Origin of the sequence: Streptomyces prunicolor, from assembly GCF_045162825.1 — a bacterium.
Taxonomy (GTDB): domain Bacteria; phylum Actinomycetota; class Actinomycetes; order Streptomycetales; family Streptomycetaceae; genus Streptomyces; species Streptomyces prunicolor.
This window is the reverse complement of record NZ_CP108676.1, coordinates 10902429-10926102: the sequence shown is the minus strand read 5'-3', so window position 1 is coordinate 10926102 and position 23674 is coordinate 10902429. Positions and strand designations below refer to the sequence as shown.

Genomic DNA, 23674 nt, shown 5'->3' with positions numbered 1-23674 from the left:
GTAGACCGTCGAGGGACGGTCTACCGTGAATATCCGCCTCCACCTGCGTCCACAAGCGCGTAGGGTCCATCGGCATGGCCGCCGACAGCATGGTCCAACTCGTCTCCTATCTCGCCGCGCAACAGCCGGGCGAGATCAACGGCACGCCGGAGAGCGAATGGGTCGATTTCAAGAGCGTCTCGCCCAACGGGCCGTACGACCTGAGCACGGATAAGGGCAAGTTCGAGTTGGCGAAGGACGTCGCCGCCTTCGCGAACGCAGGCGGTGGCCTGCTCGTGTGCGGGTTCAAGGCGAAGAAACGTCCGAACGAGCTCTACGAGGTGGCGGAGAAGGCGACGCCCTTCGACAAGAAGCTGGTGAACACCGACTCCTACAAGGACATCCTCACGGAGTACGTGCGCCCGCTGATCAAGGTCAAATTCTTCTGGTACGACCACCCCGAGAACGCCCCGGAGACATCCGGACACTACTTCGTGATCGAGGTACCGCCGCTGCCCGAATCAGACCGGTGGGCGATGGTCACCCGAGGCATCACCGACAACGGGCAATTCATCAAGAACAGCTGGACCATCCCGATCCGCAACGGCGACACCACAGCCTTCCTCCCCCAAGACGAGGTCTACCGGCTCCTGAACGACGGCCTGCGTGCGCGGCGCGCGGCCGATACCACCGTGCCGGCGCCCGAACCGGCTGCCGACCGCGTGAAGGCTCGGGAGATCCTGCGCGCCGCCCTCGGGCTGGAGGAGTCGCCGGTGCTCTTCTTCCAGAGTGTCCCCGATCGCCCGCGCGGACTTGTCCCCGGCATGTACGCAGGCGGCGGCCTGCGAGACATCCTGAGCAACCAGGACACGCTTCGGAGCCCCCACGCCTTCAACTGGTCCTCGGAATACACGCATCCGGCACCCCGCGAAGGTGGTCTCCTACTGACCGACGCTCCCCGCCGTGGACTGCAGGTCGAGTCGGACGGCGGAGTCACCGGGGCCGTGTCGGCGACCGGGGAGATGCTCGGTTGGGCGATGGAGCGCTACAACGACGGCAGCGGTGTGCGCAGGATCAACGTGTTCGTGCTCACCGAGGTCACCTTGGAGTATTTCCGGCTGATCAACCGACACGTTCTGCCGCTGGTCGAAGGCGTGTGGACGCACCGGATCGTCGCCTCGGACTTCGCCCGACCGCCTGGGCGCGTGCTCGCGTCCGGTGAAGACCCGGTCTTCCCGTTCGTGGGCCATATCGAGATGGCCACGAGCGATGACTGGAACCACAGTTGGAGGGCTCTGGGCGACCCGGAACGCGACGCCTACGAAGCTCTGCGCTGCATCTACGCGCTCTTCGGCCTAGATGTCTCCGTCAACCCGTTTGTCGACGGAGACCGCGTGAGCGCGGCAAAGCTGCTGGAGAAGGGCAAGCGGTTGGAGACTGGGCAGTAGCCGCTCTCTTGCCGAGCAAGCGACCAAACAGCAGGAGGATGGCGGGCACATCCGCTGACCGACACGTCCCAGCCCGGGCAGCTTGCCTGCCCGCCGTCGCACGCGGCCCCACCGTCGCGCGCGAGCAACACCAGCGGCGCCCGGTCCCCTCGCCCGCCTCCCGGGACCTGTCCAACCCACCCACTTCTCTCTTCCTACTGTGGGGTGTGGACTCGGGGCGTAGAGGGGATGTCGGCCTCCCGACTCCTCGAACAGTACGGACCGCCCTCCGAGCGGGAGAACTCCTACTGAGACGGTCTCCGCCCGCCCCTCATCGGTCTCCGCGCCTCGAAAGGCGCGGAGACCGATGTTGCTTGTAGTGGGCTACCACTGGCAGCGGTGGGCAGTCGACGAACGGTATGACCTACATCTGTCCGCTCCACGCGGTCACTTCGAGAATCGACCATCCCGAGCGGTTCCATCGGAACACTGCCTGGTTGGCGTGGAACGAGGCGAGCCAGATGGTGTGCACCTCTGCCGGAACGTTCGGGCTGTCCGTGGGCACGAACCCTCGGGACAGCGACATGGTGATGTCCATATGGGCGGGATCGGCCCACAGGAAGAGATGCCCCTCCCGGTCGGGGTGCCGGGCCAACTTCTGCACCTTGTTCTTACCCTTCGAAGCGAGGAACGCGTCGACGTAGGGCGAGATGGTGTCGACGGTGCTGCTGGCCACGGAGAAGTTCAACTGGGTAGGAAAAATCCGGCCCGAAGCCTTGTCACTGCGGATCCGGACCGCCCGCACGACTTGAAGCTGTGCGAGCTCTTGAAGGTCGGCCGCGTGCTGTGAGGTGGGCAACCGATCGTCCGGGGTGCTGTCGTCCCAGCCGTCCAGGCCGATCGTGTCCAGGTTCGCCTGCTCCTGGCGCAGCAGGAGAGCCGCCAGAGGCGCAGAGATCTTCTTGAGGTGGGCCTGGGAGGTGAACTCAACGATCCAGTCGCCGTCCAGTCCGGGAACCGGCTGGTCGTACTGGCGATTCAAACCGGCCCACAGGTGCTGGCGGTCCGGGTCGATCGTGGAGGACACCTCCAGAGCGACCTTCGGTCCCTCTCCGTCGACGGCGGGTTCGAGCAGGAAGTCGACCATGCCGTTCTCGGTCTGATCGTCGTGGCCGTCCCGCCGCGTTCCCAGGATCTCGTTGACGGCCGCCTCTGCCCGGAGCTCATCCGGGGCCGGGGCAACCGGCTTCTTCTGCTTCACAAAACGACCGTACGCCGCAATCCTCGCCGCTACGAAGCGGATTTCCTGTGCGGCTGACGGTGAACGCCGTCTCCCGAGCACACCACATCCCGAGGGCCTACTGAGAGTTGACCGGGCGACGACATGCAGCGGCCCCAGGCGAGGAAGCCCGGAGCCTCTGCTGTCGTACGGACAGGACGCCTCGTCAGATAGACCGCACGAGGATGTTGTTGGCGCGGGCGGTGAACTCGCCTTCTCCTATGTGGAGTTACCGCCGCCTGCGCGGCAACCAGGACCTGCGTTGTCGCTTCGTGACCGCGGTCGAGCCTTCCTGGTCGGCGATCTGGTCGGGGCCAGCTGCTGCCGTGAGCCGTACGCGCGTCGCCGGGCAAGGCGGCGCACCGTACGGGAAGCGAGCGGATCCGTGCTCTTCCTGCATGGACGTGCGTGTTACGCACCGTCGTCGATGTGCAGCGTCCAGCGAGACGTGAAGCCGCTGTGAGATCCGAGCCGGGTGGCAAGTCCGCGCAGCGCCGCGTAGCCGTCGTCGCGTTCATCAGTGATGCTTGCGCAGAGCAGCTGTTCGCAGGGATCGACGAGGTGGGCTCGGACAAGGGCAGGTCCATCGTGGTCCACCATGCTTGCCCACCAGTCACAGCCAGTCCGGGTGAATGTGACGAGCTGAGCTGCGTCTTCTCCTGCATGCTGGCCGGTGTCGCGGGCGTGGTGGATGGCCAGGCCGGCGCGACACAGTTCCCGCGCGAGAATGCCGAAGCTGTGGGCCGGGGTGTCGGCGAGCCGGTCGCGTGCTGCGCGGGCCAGCTCGGAGAAGGCATAGGACTTGAAGTCAGGGAGGCTGGTGGCGAGGAGGCTTCGGACTTCGTCCGTGCCGAAGAGTTCCGCGACCCGATCAGTGCTCGATCTCATGGTGCTCTTTCTTGTCGGCCCCGCGCCGGTCACCACCGTCCTCCGCGACCAGCCCTCGCACAACACTGAGTGATGTGACCGTAGCCACAGCACGGGGAGGGATGGCGTTGAGCCGACCGTCAGGCTGCACATATCGAGTCCGCCGCCGATGAACGGCTGGACGGGCGGGCCCGGTTGGACCGCACCCACTCATTCGGCTCATCCGTACGGTTCTTCCACCTCGGTCGACGGGGTCCGCCGCAGCCCCCGAATGCATGCCAACTGGAAGTTGTGCCGGGCGATGGCGGCACGTCCCAATTCCGTCTCCCAGGTCTCCCACATCCTGCGACACGGCATCAGGGAGTCCAGGATCGCGGCGCAATGCGCTGAGCCGCCGCAGTCGGGCTGTGGGCGGTGCGGGCGGGAGTCGTGGTCGGCCTAGAGCGTTTTATCCTTCGAGCGCGCGAGCCATTGCTGCACCACTCTTCGACCACGCTGCCGCACCACCGGCGACCTGGTTGGCGTTCCGCGCGGCGCGAGCCGTGCGGAACGCTGGCCCGGCGCCCTGTAAATCCAGGTGTCCGACGCACTACGAACTGCCAGGCTTTTCCCATGGCGTCAACCTTGAGACAGCTCGCATGGTTCACCATGCGCGGCGTACTTCCCTACCCGGACCTACCTCGGCGGCGTCGGGTGCGGCGAGCCGCGAAGGCTCTGATCACGTGTCGATCGTGGCCGGAAGACGACAAGACGACGGGCCTCCATGTCGCACAACTCGCGATGCTCCGGACTCTCTGGCTTCAACGGGAGACTCGGCGGCTCACCCGCGGGCGCCACCGTGAAGCCGCCGTACTCATGTCACGCTCCGCTCTGGAGACGTGCATTCTCGGCGTCTACTGTCTCTACGCCGAAGATCCCGTGAGCCATCTGAGGGAAGACAGCCTCCGAACTGGCCTTGCAGCAGCCATGGCACTTTTTGACGGGATGATTCCGCCCGATGTCCTGAAGGACGCGGTCAGCAAGCTTGGTACCACCGGCCGGCCTGTCGGCGTACGCGACATGGCCAAGCACATCGATCGGACACTCGGAGAAGACGGGGCGTCCAAGCTGTACGACCTGGTCTATGCCCCGACATCGAACCACTTCACGCATGCCAACGCTGGATCGCTCATCCGGCACGTGGGGCTGGACGACAAGCTGACCAGCAAGCCCAGCGCCCCCTGGGTGCGCCGGTCTCCAGTCCGCCTGGCGGATGCGAGCGTGGGGGTCCTGGCGGTACACCTCGCCCGCCGCGAAGCGGTCCCGGACGGCCTCTTCGCTCGCTACGCAGAGGCCCATCTTGGTCGGATTCTCCCGCCACTGGCGAGCCTTGTCGGCAAGCGCATGGGCAAGACGACGGGCCTGCTGCCGCTTGTACGCATGATCATCCGCGCTCAACGGCTGCGACCGGTCGTGAGCCGTCCAGACCTCAGCGATCGAGACAGGGAGACACTGGCACGTCAGCTGTACCAGGACCTGTTGGCGCTGCTGGAAGGTGCACCGGGGGAAGCTGTCGCACCGGTGATCGAGCACTTCGTCCAAACGATCGTCAGGGAATATGCGGCCGAGACCCGGGCCACTGACACCGGTTCGCTGACATGAGACCAGCCGCGGAAGCCGATCAGCCCCTGGAACACCTGGACATGGCTACTGCCGGAATCCCCCATTCTCTGCGACCATCTGCCCATGGCTGGCAGCAGCGATCGTTCAGTGCTTCGCTCACTGCTCGGCACCGCCGTCGCGCCTCTCAGCGACCTGACGCACACCGTGCTGAGTCAGGCCTTCGAGCGACTGAGTATGCCGGTGATTCCCCAGAGCGCCGGCAGCAAGCCGACCCGGGTTGAACTGAGCCTCCAGCAGGTACCCGACACGGAACTGCCACGACTGGCCCAACGCTTCCTGCAGCAGCAGGACTTCCCCTTCCCTGTTCGCCCGCCGCTCCGCCATCAGCTCGAGGACCTGCTGTGGGAGGAGGGCGCACCACCCGCCATACCCAAGAAGGCCCGCCGGGAACTAGCGCGCTCTCTGTCTCTCTCGGAGCTCACCCAGAACCATGACCGCTTCCTGCATCTGCTCGATCGCCTCTGGGTGATCGAGGGACCGGACCTTTCCTTCGACGAGCTCAGCGCGCTGCTGCTGAACGGGACGCGGCCGGTGACGCTGAAGGACCTCATCGAAAAGCACGTCTTCCGCAATCGCGATAAGAAGGACTGGTCGGCCGAACGGCTTTTCGAGAGCCTCGGTGCGTTCGAGGCAGGGGACGCCAGGTTCGCCCGCTTCCTGGAAGGCCTGGTCTCAGCGGACGTTCTCCTGGACGAGCACCTGCAGGAGAAGACAGCCAGCACGATCAACGATCACATCCGCGCCCATGGGATCGAGTTACGGCCGACCGGCAACGATGGCGGCTATCCGCTGTTCACCCTGGTGCCGACGCGGCTGCACAGCAACCGGAAGCCGAAGAACATCATTTTCGCTTCCCTGGGAGGGAAACCGGACATTCGTTTCCATTCCTCGGTGGACAACGACATCGAGATCGTCGGTGGGCGACCAGGTGCCACCCTTGTCTATGACCGGGAGATCCCTGTCGAGGGTCTGCGGTGGCGTGACCTGCACCGCTGGTGGCAGGACACCCACGGGTTCAACAGCGAGAGCGACGCCGGTGAAGATCTTTACCAGCGTCTCCTCAAAAGCCTGCCGGGCAACTCACCTGGTCAGAGGAACCTCTTCACGGCCTACCGTACGGCTCGCCCGTTCTGCGCGGATGACCTTGCTCTTCTGCCCGAGGTATGGCTGCACTGGGATCCCAAGACCGTCAAGGAACGCGGCCCCGAAGCGTTGCTCCGGTCCCGCATGGACTTCCTTCTGCTGCTGCCCTTCGGGCAGCGTGTCGTCCTGGAGATCGACGGAGTGCAGCACTACACGCGCGATGAAGGGCGTACCCCCGACACGGCCAAATACGCGGACCTGGTCGCCGCCGACCGAGATCTCAAGCTCAGGGGATACGAGGTCTTCCGCTTCGGCCACGACGAACTGAAACGCCCCGAGGACGCCAAGGATCTTCTACTCCAGTTCATCCCGGACATGTTCAGCCGCTTCAGAGCCAGACTCTGACGCCACCGTAGGGACGCCGCAGGCCGGACGGACCCGGGTCTGGTTCCCGACCGCGTACGGCGTGCAACTCGCCTCGGAGTGGCCCGAGATGCGCGGGCACCGGCCCTCCAGAACCGTGTCCGATCCCACCACCGTACGGCTGAAGGCCGGCCACACGCTGACCGTGACCGAGACCGCGCTCGCCTTCCTCGAGGACGCCCGTCGCCGCGGCGACGTGTGCGAGCCGTTGGACTGGCTCCCCGAGGTCCACCATCCGATCGGGAGCGGCGAGGCGGTCATCCCCGACGCGCTCCTGTACTACCGGCGCGGCCCCGTCGACGGCGCAGGCGGGGCGATGCTGCGGGCGTTCGTGGAAGTCGACCGGGCCACCATGGGCCCCGAACGCCTCGCCGCCAAGCTGACCGCATACGAGCGCCTCTACCGCTACGTGCCCATGGTCCCGGGGCGCCGGCCGACCCTGCAGGAACCGGCGGTTGAGGAGTGGCGGCGGCGCTACCCGCTCTTCCCCCGCGTCCTGTTCGTCCTGGACGGCACCGGACCGGCCGGTGTCGAGAACCGGATTAGCGCCCTGCGCGCCGGGGCCGGGCTGCTGGCCCGCTTCCCGTACGAGGTCCAGGTGCTCGTGGCGCCGCTGGCCGACCTGCTCCAGCACGGCCCCTCCGCACCCGTGTGGCGCCCCGTCCATGAACCCGGTCGGCGAGTCCGCTGGACGGAGTCCGGGCATCGGCAGACCTGACGCACGGCCGCCGCAGACGACGGCACGGGTCTGCACTGCACCCGCAGACCCTGCGTAGCGAAGTAGTTGGCCACCGCATCGGCGCGTATCCGCCCCTTGTCGACCTGGTCAGCCATGCGTCCGAACGCCAACGGCCAACCGGTCGAAGCAACACGAGGGGCACCAAGAGGGGCCATACGAGAGGCAACCAGCCGCGACGCGGCCCTGGGGGCGTCAGCGGTGCGCTGACCAGCCGTGGTCGGGGCTGGACGCGGCACGACCGGAGGCGTGGTGGGGGTCATGGTCGGGGCGACCACGCTGCCGACCACGTGGCGGCTCCCGCGTTCCGCCGGACGCCCGGACGACGGATATCAGTAGTTGCGGAATAGCGCTCCGTGCCCTTGAACGTACCGGCGGCTCAGGTCTGCCAGGCCGCTAGGTGCCTTTCCCGCGCCACCCGCGCCAGCGCTTCCCGGAGCGCATCACGATCCATGCCCCGGGTCTTGAGGGCGTGGCAGTTGGGGCACAGGGCCACCATGTTCACCGGGTGGTCTGCGCCGTCCAGCTCGAGATCGTGCACGTGATCAACCTCCAGGATGGGCTCCCCGACATCGGTGACGGCCTGGAAGCCCGGCGAGGTGCACTCAGGGTTCTCGCACAAGCCTCCGCTGCGGGCCAGTACCGCAGCCCGTGCCCGCGCCGAGCGCTGGCGCCGGTTGATGGTCGATGACCGGCGGGCGTTGACGCTGCCCATGGAGTCCAGGGCGTTCACGAGCTCCCGGTAGTTACGGCTGGTGGCACTGGCCGTAGCCAGTGTCGCAATTCGCTTCGCAGAAAGCTCAGGTGCGGGTGCTGGGGGCGGCGTGGAGAGCGCAGTCGGTAAGGCAGATGCTGGCTCGGTATCACGTAGACGGCCGGGCAGTTCCGTGCGTGTGCGGGTCTCGCTTGCTTCCGGTGCCGGATGCGGGGCAGCCAGGTGCCTGGGCACGGGTTCAGGGTCTTCCCGGGGGCGATCCTGCTGTGGTGGCAGCGCGGGCTTGGGCTCCTTCTTCCGTGCGCGGGGCTCCTCCGGCGGCGGAATGTAGACGCGGACCGCTTGGGGCTGCTGCACAGCTTGGCGCGCTGCTTTCTCCCCCTGCCTTCTGCGATGCTCCTCCCTTCGCTGTTCGTCCTTCTGCGCCTGACGCCGTCGCTGTTCGCGCTGTCTGGCGGTGGCTTCCTCGACCATGCGCCGCACGGATGGCTCGGTGGCTGTTCGGCGGAGCCATGCAGCGTCGAACGCCTGTGGGGCGCGCTGCAAGAAGGACGGCATCGGCTGCGGTTGCTGCTGCTGATGCCGCTTGCGCAGGTAGGCGATCATCTCTGCCGTCCAACCAATGTCCGCTAGTTCCTGGGCGGTGATGCGCCCGCTGCGGGAAGGGATCTCGTTGGACGGCCGCACATGCTTCTTTTTCTTTGGCAATGCGCCCTGCCTTAGTTAAACGCCACACAGTTTATTGGTAACTACGACTAACGGAACCTGCGGAATGAGAGTGGCTGGCCTGAACGCCCTCAGATGTCTTCGTCCACTGGCGGTTCGTTGTCGATGTGGTCCTCAGGGCCAGCATCCAAGAAGATGCCGTAGGCGATGCCCACGTGCGAGAGAAGCTTCGTGCCCACATCGAGGTCGCACGCTGCGCAGTGAAACCTATGGGGGTGGAGGAAGACCTCCTCCTGTGAAATCATGAGGCCGCCGTCCTCGTCGTGGAGGTGGACGGCCTCCACCTCGCCAGCCACCCACCCCTGAGAACCGCAGGCCGGGCACTCCATCGGGGCTTCCCGGCTCATAGTGATCAGCGGCTTACTGGTGATCGCGGCCAGAACTACGTCGTGCTCCTTGCGTGACATGTGCCCGAAGCGCTGTTCGAACAATGAACGTGCCTTAATCAGGAGAGCTTCCGCCGCGACGCGTTCCTGTCGCACCTGCTCTTCGACCAGCTTGTCGTGCAGGAGCAGGTAGGGGCCCCAGTAGCTGTTCGGATCAACTTTCAGTTCTTCGAGAACTGGGTCAACCAAGCGCAGACAGAGTGTGAACACTGCTTCGGCTTGCGCCGAGTCGTGTATCGCACTGTGGGCAACTCCGTTGCGAGCGTCCGCGAGGGGTTCGAGATCCACTTTACTGATCGGAATCTTCTTGGGAAGGAGTTTGTCCACCCTCAGGTAGGCGTCGACAAGGCCGATGGTCTTGATCTTGGTCAATGGGCCTGCATGGGAGCCTAGGCCTGTGGCATGGAGCAACGAGTCGAAGTGCTTGCCGTCGACGATCAGAGCGGGATGCATCCCTGCGAGGTATGCCTTGAGTAGGTGCTCCGTAGCGACTCCAGCGTGGTGGACGGCGAAGTCGTAACTCTCGGGGCCCTCGACAAAGGCGGCCAGTGCGGCATTCATCCACCTGTGGGATGAACCTTTCAACTGCTCTGCATCCATGTCCGAAACGATAAGACCGCTGGACCGTCAAGCGCTGCGAGTTTCACCGGCGCCCGCTGTGCGACTCAGCGAAACAGGTGGGTCGTGCGTCGGTGCTGGTGGGACGTGGCCGGCCAATGCCACCGCGGAAGCCTCGGCATGGCGTGGGTCGCCTCGAAGTACAGGGTGATCTCGTGAGTCGCGCTGGCCAACACCGTTGCCCCTCTGCGACATGACGTCCCGGCAGCCTACGCGCCCCGGATTGTTCGGCCAGAGCTGGAATGCCAATCAAGCGGCAGGGGTCTGGGCCAGCTCAGGCCTCGTACTACACACTGTCCTGCACATGATCGAGGTCCGACAGGCGGGGGACGACATGCTAGACGTGACGCTCAAACTACTTGAGGGCGACACCGATCATGCCAGCATCAGCAGCGCTGACCTGGTCCGGCTGCGCCGCCAGCTAAATGCGGAACCCGATCTGCGTGGTCACGTGCGTCTGGTGTCCAAGCCCCCAGCGGAGGGACAAATGGGGGCGGGCATCGAGCTGCTGGCCATCGCCATCGGGAGCAGCGGCGCCGTCACTGCACTCATTCGCTCGCTTCCTGCGCTACTCAGGGCCCGACGGTCGGCGGCCTCGGTGGAGCTCTCGCTTCCCGACGGCCGCAGCGTGAAAGTCACCGCAGACTCCGCCGATGACGCCCGTTCCCTCCTGGACGCCGCGCTGCGTGATCAGCAACAGCTATGACTCTCCGACTACCGGACCCGCGAGGCTCCCGTGCGGTGCTCATTGGGACGTCCCGGTACATCGACGGCAAATTGCCGGACCTTCTCGCCGTGCGCAACAACTTGGAGGTCTTGCAGGAGCTGCTGACCGCCGACGCCTCCGGCAGTTTCTCGCCCCAGCGGTGCACGGTGGTACAGGATGCCACGGACCCGCGCTCGGTCTGCGGCACAATCCGCGAGGCCGCGATGACCGCCACCGACACCTTGCTCGTCTACTTTTCCGGGCATGGCGTCCTCAACGAGGACCTGACGGAACTGCACCTCGCACTCACTGACACGGACGAGAGTGATCTGCGGTGGACGTCCATACCGTTCCAGGCCGTGAGGGAAATCTTCGAGACGTCTCCCTGCCCCAACAAGGTGCTGATTCTGGATTGCTGCAACAGCGGCCAAGTGCTGGACTCGCTGATGGGCATCCGGGCCACGGCAGGTGAGGCGTGGCGCATCCGAGGAACCCACATTCTGACGTCTTCGGCACGTGACCTCCCTTCGTACGCTCCTCCCGGCGAGCGCTACACCGCCTTCAGTGGTGAGCTCATCCGTCTGCTCCGCGACGGTCTACCAGGCAGACCGGAGCTGTTGACGCTCAGCGAGTTGTACGGTCCCCTGTCGAAGGCTTTGGCACTCAACGGCTACCCAGAACCGCGCCAGCAGGGCTCTGACGGGTACGCCCGGTTGGGGCTGGTCCGCAACCGGGCGGCAGACAGGCGAGTCGGAACCGTGCCCGAGAGCCATACGGGGGAGGCCCAGACGGACACGGCCTCTCGCGACACCAGGGGCGAAGAGATACGTTTCGGGCCGAACCGTACCTTCGCTCGTGTGCGCAAGTGGGGCATCGGACTGCCGATCTATCTGACCCTGCTGGTGACTATCGCGCTGAATCTTCAAAAAGGCGATACCCAAGATAAAAGTAACGATCACCTCGATCTGACGAACCCTCACCATTGGGTTGCGGGCCTGTCATTCCTGAGCTTCATCGCGGTGGACTGGGCTCTTGGAAAAAGGAACCCGACTGACTATTCGCTGGTATTGAGACCGGGCGGTCTCGAGGTGCGGTACGGGGCCTCCGAGCACTTCTCCTATCCGTGGCACCGGGTCAGCCGATGCTGGCTACGCCGAAAGCCCGCAACCCGGCTGCACGGCCCCCGGTACGACCTAATGGTCCGCTCCCTGCCCGGCGTATTCCCGCATACCGCGCTCCCGAACACCCCGGGACCCCGCCAGGACGACACCGAGGACACACTCCGCTTCGCCGACCTACGCAGACTCGCGACGACACCGGAAGCCGTCGAAACTGCGCTCGCCACCTACGCTGGCGCGGCTTGGACCCCCAGCCCCAACATCGCTGTACACCAAACTTCGATCTCGGAGGCGGAGCGGGTCTTCACCGCTGACCGCCGCGTCCTTGCGACCGTGGGGGTGCTCGGCACGACGGTCCTGTGTTGGCAAGTTCCTCACTTGTTCGTCCGGCCCTTTGAGACCTCGGTGGCTCTTCTGCCACTGGTCATCTTTGCGCTCTCCCTTACTGCGGCCTGGTTCGCCACGTCACGGTTCATACGGCCGGCAAGGCTGGTGGTCGGAGCAGCTGGTTTGACCCTGACCCGCGGCGAGTTAGAGATCTCATACGCGTGGACGGAGATCGAGCGAATCGGCATCGTGAACTGGCCGCGCGGCGCCCGGCACCTTGGGCTGCTGGCGATCCGTCCTTCTGCCAGTGCGGAGGGGAGAGTCGACCGTACAAACATGCTGCTCCCGAAGCTGGCGCCTGGATGCCTGACGCTGTGCCTGCTTCCAGAAGTGACGCATCACCAACAGAGTTTGCAGGCCGCGCTGTCGCGGTTCGCGGATAAGGAACAGCTCGCCATGCCTGCCGAAGCATGGCTGCGGATATCAGCCAAAGCACCGAAAGCTCCCGGGGTTGGGGTAACACTCCGCGGTCGCCAGCCAGCGAAAGTCTCCGCTTTTATAGGCATGGTACTTTTCGTCGCCCCTCCGATGATCAGCACGCACCTGCCCTCGAAGGCCGACTGGGGCCAAGTCGTCGACGGACTGCTGCTGAGTCCGCTCTTCTTCTTGGGACTTCTCGCCTACTTCCTCACTGGCAGACACCATGTGTCTTTCCATGTCGGCCCAACAGGGATAACACTCAGTGCCTTCGGCAGGGCCCGACTGCACATTCCATGGGGCGACATGGATCGTGTCGGCGTCGTGACCCTCTCCAATCCAGAGGAAAACGCCCTTGTCCTGTGGCCGCGTCCAGGCGTTGTCATACCCCGATCGGCGTGGTTGCCCTTCCGCCGGCGTCACGGAGGACTACGCATCCTGACCCTGGAGAAATACCGAATCAAGACTTCGCCCGAGGACATGGATCAGGCACTTGCGCGCTACGCGGGTCGGCGGCACACGCAGATAGCGCTGCTGAGGTAGACGGGTACAGACAGGATGCCGAAACGACGGAGCCCGACCATGGAGAAGATGATCCGATGAAGCGCCGCAACCTGCTGCGCGGCGCACTGGCCGCCAACCTCACCGCTCCGGCCCTCGCCGCGCTCACCGCCGCCCGGACCGACGTCGACCAGACCCTCTCCCCCAACGTGCCCCAGGACCTGGCCGACCTGGAGGCCGCTGCCGAGAGCTACGGGTACGGCTACCACGACCAGCAGCCCACCCGCGTCCTGGCCGACACGGTCGTCGACTTCACCACTCTGCGCCCCCTGCTCGCCGTCCCGCAGCCCGCACCGGTCCGGGCCAGGCTGTGCCGGACGGCCGGGCAAATGGCCGGGATGACCGCGATCGTCCTGCACGACGTCGGCAACCGAGCGGAGTCCCGCGCCTGGTTCGCCACCGCCGCCCGGGCCGCCGCCGAATCCGGCGACAATCAGCTGTACGCCTGGGTCCGGGCACGCGAGGCGATGGTGCCGCTCAACTACGGCGCTCCGAAGGCGGCGGTCGAACTCGCCGAACAGGCCCGCCGCGCCGCCGGCACCCGGCCGACCGCCGCGGCAACGTTGGCGGCCGCGGTCGCCGCCCGCGCCTACGCCCTCAACCACCAGAGCGAGCAGGCCCGCACCGCGCTCGCGGCCGCCGACGCCCTGATGAACCGGCTCCCCGAAGGCGAGCGGTCGGACACGTGGCTGACGTACGGCGAACAGAAGCACCACGTGCACCTCAGCCACGCCTTCACCACGCTCGGAGACACCCGCCGCGCCTTCGAGAGCCAGCAGCGGGCGCTGGAACTGTCCGCGCCGACCAGCAGCACGCCCCGGACCCTGCTCAACATCGACACCGCCGCCTGCTCCCACCACGACGGCGACACCCAGCAGGCCTGCCGCCGCGCCGCCGCCGCGCTGACCGCGCTCCCGGACGGCTACCGCACCGGCCTGGTCCGCCGCCGCGCCCTGGACCTGCACGAAGCGATCCCCGCCCAACACCACCACGAACGCGCCGCAAAGGAGTTGCAGGACGCCCTCGCTGCTTGAGGTACAGACACCGGGGTTCTATTCAGCAGGGTTATCCGGCCACACGAGGCGCAGGACGACCGTCCGTCCTACTCCGGCATCCCGCATCGCCTGAACCCGGTGCTGGCCGTTAATGAAGCCGTTGCTGATGTAGTCGTCACCAGAAGGCTGGATGGCGACGGGCGGACAGTACAGGGAATAGAGCGCTGCTCGTTCCCACTTGCTCGCGCCGGCCACAGCAGCGTACGCATCGGCGTAGCGCCTCATGTCGTCCGCTTTCACATCCTCGTCTCGCGCACGCGAGAGCGCGGTGAGCGCCATGTCGTTGACGCGGTGCCAGTCGCCTGAGTGGTACCAGCAGCAGCGCCGCCGCAAGAGACGGTCCGTCCAGCTCCGCGCCCGGGATGTAGCGCCCGAACCACCGGACATGCATTCTTCGCGGAACGGGAGGGGCTGCGCCAAGCGCCGCAACTCGATCGCCTCGAACCGCAGCTCCGGCTCTGCTTCCGGCTCGGGCGGCAGGTATCCCTCGCCTCGGTCTTCAGCGACCGGTCCGCCGACCAGGTGCACGATCTGCTCGGTGCTGATCGTGCACCAGTGCGGCTGGTGCACCTGGTACTGCTCGCTCTCGCCGAAGGTGACCAGCTGGAAGGCGGGTTCTTGACCGAACGCGCCCGGGAACTGCCGCTCGATCCACACCGGCGGAAGTTCCTGGCCGGGGCAGTGCTGCTGCCATACCTCCGCTGCGCACAACTCGGCCTCGTTGGTCAGGCTAGGACTCTCATCCTCGGCCTGGGTTGCCACCGCCACTGCCCGCTGCCCGGGGGCGGTGAACAACTGCAGCCGAAACGAGGTCCGCCCCGCACGGAACATGTGGTCGTCCACAGTGCGCTCGCGCGAAGCAGCGAGGCGCAGTACACCCGCCACCGCCTCTCCGGACAGGCCGGGATCTGCTGTCTCAGGCCGGGCGGGCGGTGTGTCCCGGGGTGCGTCGTTCATGCCGCCATCATGACCGCCGATCGCCTCGGTCAAGCCGTACATGCACGACACAGTGGTCGTCTGGGAGCCCGCCGGGATCAAGGAGATCCCATCACCACCAGCGCCCCGTCGCCCTCGCCGGTGCTTGCAGGCTGCTCAGGATGCGCCTACAGGTCGAACTCCAGGTGCTCGATGTCGGTGAAGCGGACCTCCTCGAGGCTGCCGGCGCGGCGGCCGTTGTCCTGGAAGTACACCTCCTTGAGCGCGTCGGCCGCGATCTCCTTGAGTTCCTGGTCGGTGGCGCCGGCCTCCTGGGCGTCGAAGAGACGAGCCGCGTACTGCGGTGGCAGGGCGACGGTCAGGTGCCGGATGCGGTCCTGGTCCGTCGTCCCGATCGGTGCGGTGTAGCCGAGGCGGGCGCGGGTGTCGATGACGATGCCGCCGGTGCTCGCCGCCTTCGCGCGGGCCTTCGCCCGGATCTGCGGCTGCCACCGGGCCTTCACCTCACGCTCCAGCCGGGCGGCGAGGTCGGGGCGCGGCTTCTTGATCTGGTCCTTCACGTACCGCTCCACGGTGCGCTGGGAGACCCGCAGCATCTGGGCGACCGCCTTGGTGCCCCCCAACTGCTTGACCAGGTACCGCATCCGCGCGCCCGCGCTCTTGGGCGCGGGGCGGGTGAACGCCTTCTGCACCGCGGCGTCCAGGCCCTCCCCGAACATGGCCATCTCCTACTCTCCGTTGTCGACGCCGGTGACGGTGCCGTCCTTGATGTACCGGGCCAGGTTGAGTGCGGGGGCGTCGAACTGCTCGCGGACGCCTTCACCCCACAGCAGTTCCTGGGTGCCCTCCCACTTGACCAGGCCGGGGTTGATGCCGAGCTTGAAGCCGCCCGGCAGCGGCTTGCCGTCCCTGTACGGGAGGAAGTCCAGCGGGCTGGCGCCGTCGACCGCGTACACGACGCAGTCGGAGAGGATCGCGACGGGGTACTGCCTGGTGAACGCCGCATGCCTGATGATCTTCCGGTGGAAGTTGATGCGGGTGCGGGAGATGACCCCCGCGCGGATGTGCGGATTCCACGTCGGGCGGGACAGGGCCCGCCACGGCTCGCCCGGCTTCCAGCCCTCCCCGCGCGGGCGTTCACGCAGCTTACCCAGACCGCCCTTCACCGTCGCCTTGATCGCGGAGACGACGATCGCCAGGTCCGGGTCACGCTGCTGGTAGCCGTCCATCGCCGTCAGGAAATCGGCTGGCGCCAGGTCCGCGTCGACACCGAGATCGGCCATCGTGGCGAGGAAGGCGTCGCGCAGCCGGTTGTACCAGGAGTCCAGGTAACGCCCGCTCTCGTAGCGCACCCACGCCTCGACCGGCGTGACGTCGTAGCCGAGCTCCACCGCGTACGCCACCGTCGGCGTCGCGTACCAGGCCGGACCCGTCGGACGCTCACCCGACGGCGTGAACGGGCTCGGCAGCAGACCGCCGTCCAGGTCCACCCACGTGTCCTTGCCGACCTTCACCCTGGACAGGTCGACATGGGACAGGTCAACCAGCCACGAACCGGGCAGTTTCGCGTCGAAAACAGGGTTCGTGACGTGGGTCGGTGCACAGAGGCCGACGGTCAGGCCGTTGGCTCCGGCGGCGAAGGCCATGTTCACGTCGATGCCCACCAGGTGCCGCCGGGTGTATTCGGCGTCGGTGAACGGCCGCGCCCAGTCGTAGGCCTCCTCGAACAGCTTCTCCGCCGGACCGCGCACGTGGAACCGGGGCAGGTCCGCCAGCAGCGGGTGCCCGTCGGGAACCTCGCACGGCGCCGGGTCGACGGGGTCCTTGCCCAGCGAGCCGGGGTTGTGCTCGGAGTGCCGCTTGCCGTCGGCGTCCGGCGCGGAGGCACGGGTCGGCGGGTGCAGCGCGGTCATCAGCTCCAGCCCGGTGACGGCGGTGGAACCGCGCGGCGTCATCACCCGGGTCGCGTACACGCCCAGGAGCCGGGCGAGGTCCGCCGGCGCGAGCTGTGCGGCGTGGCCCCAACTGCGGGGATCGAGCGCGTTCCACGACGGGATACACAGCTGCACGCAGGCCCGCTCCGAACCCTGCGCTGGGCGGTAGATCCGCGCCCACGGCCCGAACCCCCGCTTGGTCAGCTTCCAGCCGGCGCGCACCAGTTGCTTGATGACCTTGTGGCCCTCAGGGAGCCGTCCGGCCAGCCGCTCCTCGTCGGTGAGGGCGGCGGGCAGACCGTAGCGCTCGCACGCGGCCTTCGTGAGCACGAGCAGCGGGTCGGCGTCCTTGCCCGGACCGCTGAGCTTGGGCTGCCCCAGCTTCGCCTCGGCCAGGGTCCAGTCGACCAGGGCCGGAACCGATTTGGCGGGTACGTCCAGGACCAGGCCGCCGACGCAGTACGCGAGGACCTCACCGTCGTCGTCGATGTCGACGACCGCGAGCGGCCCGTTGGCGAACCGCGGGTCGACGGCGGCCGCGGTGGTCGCCGGGGCGGTCTTCCTCACGGCCGGGCGCCTCGACGCAGACGACGGCCCGGCGGTGGTGGCCGGTCTCGATGCGGCGGCCGGGGCAAGGCTGGGGCGGGGCGGGGTGTTGTGTTCGGTGGCCGTGGCCGCAGCGTCGGATGTGGGGGCTGTGGAAGCAGCCCGGGACGGCGACGGCCCCGGCGCAGGAGTGGCAGGCTGCTGCGGTGTGGGCGGCCCCGGCAGGGAGCCGGGCTCGCTGCCGGAAGGCGCGGCGGGCGCAGGGTAGCGGTGTGCGAGGCCTTCAAGCAGCCTGCGGTAGCCCTCCAACCGCTCCCCTCTCGGCTCGGCCCGGCCCGCCTCCCACGCGGTGATGCTCGCCACGCGCACGCCGAGCACCTGAGCAACGGCGGCCGGCGTCAGGCCGGCCGCCTCCCGCAGCCGTACCCGCTCGGCCGGCACGGGCAGCACGGTGCCCTCGTCGACGGCAGCAAGCAGCGCATCGACCGCGGAGAACAACTCCGGCGGCTGGTTCGTCATCTGCAGCTCTTCCTCTGTCACCGCACGCCCTGCCGGATCTCTTCGAGCCGGGTCATCAGCCGCTGATAACGCTGCGAAGCGGCCTGGGAGGAGTTCAGCCCTTGATGCCCGGCAATCTGGCGCCAGTCCATGCCACACCGCCGCGCCTCGATGACGACCTGGGTCTCCAGCCGGTCCAGCTGCTCCCGCATCTCCTCGAACAAGCCCAGTGCGGCAGCCACATCATCCGCCGTCACCGCCAGCTCCCGCCCACCGCTTCCCCGACCGCCTGCAGCAGACGCCAGCAGCCGCCCCAGCAACAAGGCGTCTTCTTCCAGACGGCGTGCCGCAGTGGTGCCAGACGCAGGAGCATCCTCCAGCGCGGCCAGACGGTCACGGGCCTGCTGGCGGGAGTCTCGTGGCATACGGCCACCGTACCCCATACAGACAATTAAACAACGATTCGTTGTCTGATTGATGTCGTGGGCTGACGCGTAGCCCCGGGGAGCAGCGAAGGGCGCGCGCAACGGCTCTACCGCGGCCCGGCACAGGTCAGCACCCAGGAGCTGTCGGTCACCGGTGCCGTCTGTCCACGCAAGACTGGCCCGATGTCTCCGCCGGCGGGTGCAGCGCCCGCACGGTGGCGTAGGCGGTGAGGATGCGGTGGTCGCAGTGGCGCAGCAGATGCGCCAGGTCAACGGGCAGTTCGGCATGGTGTACCACGGTCACGTCCGTGCCGGTGCTGTGGTGCAGGGCCATCAGGTCCGCCCATACGCCCCATCCGATACGGTGCGCGCGCAGGACGGTCATCCGGTGCATGGCCGCGGCCTTCAGGGCGGCGCGCGCCGCCCGCTCCTGCGCGGATGTGTTGCCGCGGGCTGCGCACGACGGGGCTCTCAGGGGCCTGCCGTCGGCCACCGCGTGCAGGACGTCGTGCCACAGCAGCCGGTCGCCCCCGCCGACGGTGGGGTGGATGACGACCCGTCCCGCCGCCGGGTGGTGGGCGGCCAGCACAGTGCGGGTGAAGCGCACGTCGTCTGCGCGGTCCACGACCACGGTGAAGGGCGAACGGTTCGCCGTACGCAGCGCCTTGCCGGGCGGGCAACGCCTGGAGGCAGCCCGGCCGCACACCAGAACATCCACGGCGATCTCACCCAGCGGGTTGATCGGGTCCAGCAGCCCCACCGCAGTCCGCCTCCTCGCATTCCACTGCTACTCCCCCGTACCGGCGATGGGTCATGGGCCGCGTGCGGCCGGGTATCAGGTGGAGCCGCCCAGCCGGCCGAACGCCCACCGCAGCACCTCCCGGTCCACCCGTGGCCGGCCGGTGCGGGACAGCGCCAGACGCACGTGGGCCGTGAGGCGGGCCCAGTCACGGAAGTTACCGTGCGCGGCATGCTGGTCGGCGAAGGTGATGTCGTCCGGGTCAGCGTCGGCCCACACCGGGTGGAACAGCGGGATCGTCTCGCTGACCTCGCCGGGGGTGAGGCGGGTGAAGTGCTGCCAGATGAAGATCCGCGACGACAGCATCGGCTCGCGGCGCAGCACCGTGTGGCAGCCCTCGCCGCCCACGAAGATAACCGCGAGCCGGGTTGCGGGGTCGTCCCACAGATAGCGGAAGTACTCGAACGCCTCCCCGTTGAGCCACTGGGCCTCATCCACCAGGAAGGTGCGGGGGCGCTCGGCCAGGGCCGTCTTCAGCAGGCGGTCGAACTCACTGGGGTGGCGCGGCGGTGCCCCGGGCAGGTCGAGCGCGGTGAACAGCTCGTAGCGCACCGCGCGGGCGGTGGGACGGGCACGGAAAGCAAGCCGGCGGACATCCTCGCCAGGTTCGAGCTCACCCAGGCACATGTTGACGGCCAGGGTCTTGCCGAAGCCAGCCCCGCCGTGGATACACATCATCGCGCGGGCCGCGACCGTGTCGGCGATGTTCTCCCGCGCGGTGAGCAGAGCGCGGGTGGTGACCACGGACGCGTCCGGCAGATCGATGTACTGGTAGGAGGCCGCGCTCACAAGGCATCTCCGTCTTCATCGGTAGTGGGCTGTACGGTCCGCCCGTCCGGGCCGGGCTGAGCGGAATCGGAATCACGGCCGGATGGCACGGGGGCAGGCAGACCTGGTGTAGTCAGCACCGCCAGGGAAGCAGGGGTGCGCCACCCGGCCGGCGGCGCGGCGGGCGGGATGAGGTCCCGCAGCGCCAGATCGGACAGGTCGGTACCGGTGGCCTGGGCGAGTTCGGCCTCGGCCTGCGCGGTGGTCAGCGCGCCGAGCCGCCGGGGCGCCTCGGGCTGGGTGGCGGCGGCGTAGCGCTCGCGCTGGGAAGCCTGAAGGTCCTTCTTCAGACGGCGAACACGGGCGGACCGCGCTCGCCGTACGGCGCTGATCTGTTCGTCGGTGGCCTGGTCGGCCAGGTCCGCAGGACCGAGGTAGCGGCCGGTGGCCGCGTGGTAGACCTCGATGCGGTGGTCGTGGTGGGGCATGAAGCGGACCCGGACCTGGATCCCGGCCTGGCCGGTCATCCACGGCCCCACGTAGTCGCGCTTTTTGAAGCGGATGCCGCGGGTGGTCAGCGTGCGGGTGCCGGCGTCCTCCAGGGTGAACGTCCACAGGTCCGCGGCCGGCACGTCCCGCAGCGGGGTGGGATCGTCCTGCCACGCCTCAAGCGGCGTCTTGCCCCGCAACGGCGCCGGGCGGTGCTCGGTGTTCCACCAGAGCATCCAATCCAGCAGCCGGGTGGTGAAGTCCTCGAAGCCGAGCAGCACTTCGTCCTTCGGGCGGGAAGCCCGTTTGCCGGGACGCGGCTGGCGGGCATAGCCGGGCAGCGCGGCCAGGAACATGCTCTCCACCGCCCGGTTGAGGCCCTCCACCGTGCCCTTGAGGTGGGGGGTGTAGGCGGGCAGGTCCTCCACCGTCACGTCCAGGAGACCGAACGCGGCGGTCACCGTGCGGGACAGGAAGTCCCTGCCGCGGTCGACGCGTACCTTCTCCGGCAGACCCCCGAACGGACCGTAAGGCTCTTCGCGCAGGACCGCGGAACGCAGCGCGGACAACACCGACTCCCGCGACGGATCCCCCGGCGTGACGGCCACCCCTGTGATCGCGTTCGTCGCGCAGTCGGTGAACCACGTGATCCACGGCCGCCGCGCCACACCGTCGACTTCGACCAGCACCGGGGCCTGGACGTGGTCGGTCTCCCACACCTGGTTGCGCCAGCCCCGCGGCCGGGCCAGAAACACATCGTGCTTGCGCGCCGCCCGCTCCCCACCCGCAAGCCCCGCCCGCTCCCCCGGCGTCAGGTCCCGCTGGATCGCCCGGTGCAGCGTCGTCAGCGACGGCACATCCGACGGCAGACAAGTACCGGGTGGCGCCCCGGCCTGTGCACCGGCATCAGCTACGGGGCGCCCGGCCGCACGGGCAGCGAGCTCACGCTGCACCGCGGCGACATTGCCCTTCCACAACGCGAGCAGCGCACGGACCTCCGGCGTGATCGTGAACCTCGTCCTGGTCTGGGCCCGTGCGCCGGGCTCGTCCGCCGCCCGTTCGTCGAGGCCAGCTTCGGCCAGCCACCGCCACACCGTGCGCTCCGACACCCCCAGCGCATCCGCCGCCACCCGGACATGACCGGTCGTCAGCCCGCCCCGCACCCGCAGAGCCAGCAGCCGGCGCACCGCCACACCGCGCAGCGCGGTACGCGACGCCGCCGGAAGCCCGCCCCGTACAGCGCCGGCCGCACCGCTGTCTTCCCTCTCCCCCTCCTGTCCGCACATCCGCTCAGGCCGGGGGGCTCAGACGCCGGAACAGACCACGCAGCAGCGCCCGGTCCACCGTCGCATCCGGCACGGTCAGCAGCGCGTTCTGCAGGTGCGTCGTCAAGGCGGCCCAGGTGCGGAAGACGCCGTGCGTGCAGGACTCGTCGATCCACGCCACCTCCCCGCCACCGACGCCGGCCCACAGCGGATGAAAGGCGGACACCACCGCAGCCACCTCACCCGCGGCAAGACGCCCCACCTCCTGCCACGCGCAGACCCGCGACGCCAGCTGCGGCACACGCGCCACCGAGCGCTCGCTGCCCGCCCCGCACAGCACCAGCGCCATCCGGACATGCGGGTGGTCCCACAACGACTGCAGATACTCCAGACACGGCACCGGCAACCGCTGCGCCTCATCCACCACCAGCACCCGAGCCCCGTCCAGGACCCCGGCGATCCGCTCATCGGCCTCCGCCGAACGGTGCGGAAACCGGCCCGGCAACACCAGAGCCTCGAACACCGCCCGCCGCAGTTCCGACACCGACGCACGCACCGGCACCCGCACCCACGACACACCCCAGCCCACCGGCGGACCCGACAGCGCCATCCGCAGCGCCACCGTCTTTCCCCGCCCCGCATCCCCGAACACACACGCCGCGCCCCCGGCCGCCATCGCCTGCCCCACCGCCTCGGCCACCGCACGCACCGACGCCGTACGCACCGCCTGAGCCCCCACCGGCAGCACCACGCCCGGCGCCCCGCCACCAATCCCGCCTCCCGCGCTGCGGGCGTCAGCCCAGCCGGACCAGCCGCTGCAGAAGCAGACGGCGCGCCGGTACCGACACCCGCGACGGCGAGGTCTGCCAGAGCCTGCCGGGTCTCCCGCTCAGTCCGCGCCCGGGATACCGCGGCACGCTCCGGCAACACCCGCCCCGCAGCCAGCTCACGCTGCACCGCCCGGTACACCGAGGCCAGCGACACCACCGCAACCCCGTCCCCGCACTCCTCCAAATGCCGGTACAGCACAGACACATTGCCGCCCGCCTGCGCCAGCACCTCCCACGCCTGCTCCGACAACTCAAACCGCGAACGCCTGCGACGCTCCACACGACCCTCACTGCGCGCCGCCTCCACCCACCGCCACACCGTCCGCGGATGCACCCCCGCCAACCGCGCCCCCGCCCGCACATGCGCCGACGTCACGCCACCAGCCGCATCAAGCTCCAGCAACCGCCCCACCAACACCGGCCGCGACACCGACGCCAGACCCTCAAGCTCCCACTCCCCCACACGGCCCTCCCCGGCCACCCGCCCGACAGAAGACCACCGTGAACCCGCCCACCCCGCAAAAAGATCAAAAGCACCGTTCCCATGACAGCGACACGAGATGGGGTGTACCACCCCACGGCAGTGGCATCGGCAACAAATACCACCCCACGTCAGTGACCCCGCTCAGCCTCAGCGCCCACCAGCAAAAACACACCAGCCTGACACCCCGTCACTGACACCCACCCACTGACACCAAACCGGCACATCGCACCGAAGCTGGTCCCGCCCAGTGGCCCGTCCGTCCTCGCGGCACCCTGGGCCCGTGTGCCGAGGCCACTGTGAGGACCAGCAGAAACGGATCCGTGCACTGGGACTGAAACCGGCTGAGGTGACCTCAGGTGACCTCCGGCTTGGCGAAGGAGCCGAGAGGCAGCTTGCGAAAGAGATCAGCTCTTCAGCCGTTCTCGGGGAACCGGTTTGCTTGGATTCCGCTGGCATCCCTTGCGAAAGCGCCCGCCGGGACGGCGGACACGAGACCGGGGTGGAGTGACCCATCACCCCGGCCTGCTGCGGACGCTCCCCTGCGGGCGGAGACAA

General features: G+C 68.0%; 20 protein-coding genes. 8 read left to right on the top strand and 12 right to left on the bottom strand.

Annotated elements, in window-relative coordinates:
• The first annotated feature begins 74 nt into the window (after positions 1-74).
• Complete coding sequence (locus tag OG588_RS49360; protein ID WP_405945436.1) at positions 75-1427, top strand: helix-turn-helix domain-containing protein; 1353 nt, start codon at positions 75-77, stop codon at positions 1425-1427.
• A gap of 403 nt (positions 1428-1830) precedes the next feature.
• Here the strand turns inward: OG588_RS49360 and OG588_RS49355 are convergent, their stop codons facing one another.
• Together OG588_RS49355 and OG588_RS49350 are read right to left on the bottom strand one after the other, a co-directional pair.
• The gene (locus OG588_RS49355; RefSeq protein WP_405945437.1) at positions 1831-2667 is read right to left on the bottom strand and encodes a hypothetical protein; all 837 of its coding nucleotides are present in this window, start codon (positions 2665-2667) and stop codon (positions 1831-1833) included.
• A 429-nt stretch (positions 2668-3096) separates the two neighbouring features.
• Positions 3097-3573: a hypothetical protein gene (locus OG588_RS49350; RefSeq protein ID WP_405945438.1), complete on the bottom strand. Its 477-nt coding sequence runs from the start codon at positions 3571-3573 to the stop codon at positions 3097-3099.
• Positions 3574-4407: 834 nt separating this feature from the next.
• On the opposite strand from OG588_RS49350, the gene OG588_RS49345 reads away from it, so the two are divergent.
• The 3 genes from OG588_RS49345 (at position 4408) to OG588_RS49335 (ending at position 7438) form a co-directional block, all read left to right on the top strand.
• Positions 4408-5193 (top strand): hypothetical protein, encoded by a 786-nt coding sequence (locus tag OG588_RS49345; protein ID WP_405945439.1) that lies wholly within the window; start codon positions 4408-4410, stop codon positions 5191-5193.
• A gap of 84 nt (positions 5194-5277) precedes the next feature.
• Positions 5278-6702, top strand: a complete 1425-nt coding sequence (locus OG588_RS49340; protein ID WP_405945440.1) for a hypothetical protein — start codon at positions 5278-5280, stop codon at positions 6700-6702.
• Entirely contained in the window at positions 6647-7438 is a 792-nt protein-coding gene (locus OG588_RS49335) for a replication-relaxation family protein (protein WP_405953026.1), read from the top strand. Before OG588_RS49340 ends, OG588_RS49335 begins: the two co-directional genes overlap by 56 nt.
• A gap of 397 nt (positions 7439-7835) precedes the next feature.
• Here OG588_RS49335 and OG588_RS49330 read toward each other — a convergent pair whose 3' ends face one another.
• Positions 7836-8189 (bottom strand): HNH endonuclease, encoded by a 354-nt coding sequence (locus tag OG588_RS49330; protein WP_405945441.1) that lies wholly within the window; start codon positions 8187-8189, stop codon positions 7836-7838.
• A gap of 324 nt (positions 8190-8513) precedes the next feature.
• On the opposite strand from OG588_RS49330, the gene OG588_RS49325 reads away from it, so the two are divergent.
• Positions 8514-8804, top strand: coding sequence for a hypothetical protein (locus OG588_RS49325; protein WP_405945442.1), 291 nt, complete (start codon positions 8514-8516; stop codon positions 8802-8804).
• A 164-nt stretch (positions 8805-8968) separates the two neighbouring features.
• On the opposite strand, the gene OG588_RS49320 is transcribed toward OG588_RS49325, so the two are convergent.
• A complete protein-coding gene (locus OG588_RS49320; protein WP_405945443.1) occupies positions 8969-9883 on the bottom strand; it encodes a hypothetical protein in 915 nt (304 codons plus the stop codon).
• A gap of 322 nt (positions 9884-10205) precedes the next feature.
• Between OG588_RS49320 and OG588_RS49315 the strand changes: the two genes are divergently transcribed.
• Genes OG588_RS49315 through OG588_RS49305 form a run of 3 tightly spaced genes read left to right on the top strand, consistent with a single transcriptional unit; the run spans position 10206 to position 14124 of the window.
• Entirely contained in the window at positions 10206-10607 is a 402-nt protein-coding gene (locus OG588_RS49315; RefSeq protein ID WP_405945444.1) for a hypothetical protein, read from the top strand.
• Positions 10604-13072, top strand: coding sequence for a caspase domain-containing protein (locus tag OG588_RS49310; protein ID WP_405945445.1), 2469 nt, complete (start codon positions 10604-10606; stop codon positions 13070-13072). The genes OG588_RS49315 and OG588_RS49310 overlap by 4 nt, the downstream gene beginning before the upstream one ends.
• Before the next feature lie 56 nt (positions 13073-13128).
• Positions 13129-14124, top strand: coding sequence for a hypothetical protein (locus OG588_RS49305; protein ID WP_405945446.1), 996 nt, complete (start codon positions 13129-13131; stop codon positions 14122-14124).
• A gap of 18 nt (positions 14125-14142) precedes the next feature.
• Here the strand turns inward: OG588_RS49305 and OG588_RS49300 are convergent, their stop codons facing one another.
• From OG588_RS49300 to OG588_RS49265, 8 genes are all read right to left on the bottom strand, one after another.
• Entirely contained in the window at positions 14143-15144 is a 1002-nt protein-coding gene (locus OG588_RS49300) for a hypothetical protein (RefSeq protein ID WP_405945447.1), read from the bottom strand.
• Between the two features lie 104 nt (positions 15145-15248).
• Positions 15249-15806 (bottom strand): telomere-protecting terminal protein Tpg, encoded by a 558-nt coding sequence (tpg, locus tag OG588_RS49295; protein ID WP_405945448.1) that lies wholly within the window; start codon positions 15804-15806, stop codon positions 15249-15251.
• Between the two features lie 3 nt (positions 15807-15809).
• Positions 15810-18080: a telomere-associated protein Tap gene (tap, locus tag OG588_RS49290; protein WP_405945449.1), complete on the bottom strand. Its 2271-nt coding sequence runs from the start codon at positions 18078-18080 to the stop codon at positions 15810-15812.
• A gap of 17 nt (positions 18081-18097) precedes the next feature.
• Positions 18098-18484: a hypothetical protein gene (locus tag OG588_RS49285; protein WP_405945450.1), complete on the bottom strand. Its 387-nt coding sequence runs from the start codon at positions 18482-18484 to the stop codon at positions 18098-18100.
• Between the two features lie 148 nt (positions 18485-18632).
• Positions 18633-19244: a hypothetical protein gene (locus OG588_RS49280; RefSeq protein WP_405945451.1), complete on the bottom strand. Its 612-nt coding sequence runs from the start codon at positions 19242-19244 to the stop codon at positions 18633-18635.
• Between the two features lie 75 nt (positions 19245-19319).
• The gene (locus OG588_RS49275; RefSeq protein WP_317775403.1) at positions 19320-20072 is read right to left on the bottom strand and encodes an ATP-binding protein; all 753 of its coding nucleotides are present in this window, start codon (positions 20070-20072) and stop codon (positions 19320-19322) included.
• Positions 20069-21727 carry a Mu transposase C-terminal domain-containing protein gene (locus OG588_RS49270; RefSeq protein WP_405953027.1) on the bottom strand — a complete coding sequence of 553 codons (1659 nt, stop codon included), beginning with the start codon at positions 21725-21727 and terminating at the stop codon, positions 20069-20071. The genes OG588_RS49275 and OG588_RS49270 overlap by 4 nt, the downstream gene beginning before the upstream one ends.
• 103 nt (positions 21728-21830) lie before the next feature.
• Positions 21831-22556 (bottom strand): AAA family ATPase, encoded by a 726-nt coding sequence (locus OG588_RS49265; RefSeq protein ID WP_405945452.1) that lies wholly within the window; start codon positions 22554-22556, stop codon positions 21831-21833.
• Between the last annotated feature and the right edge of the window lie 1118 nt (positions 22557-23674).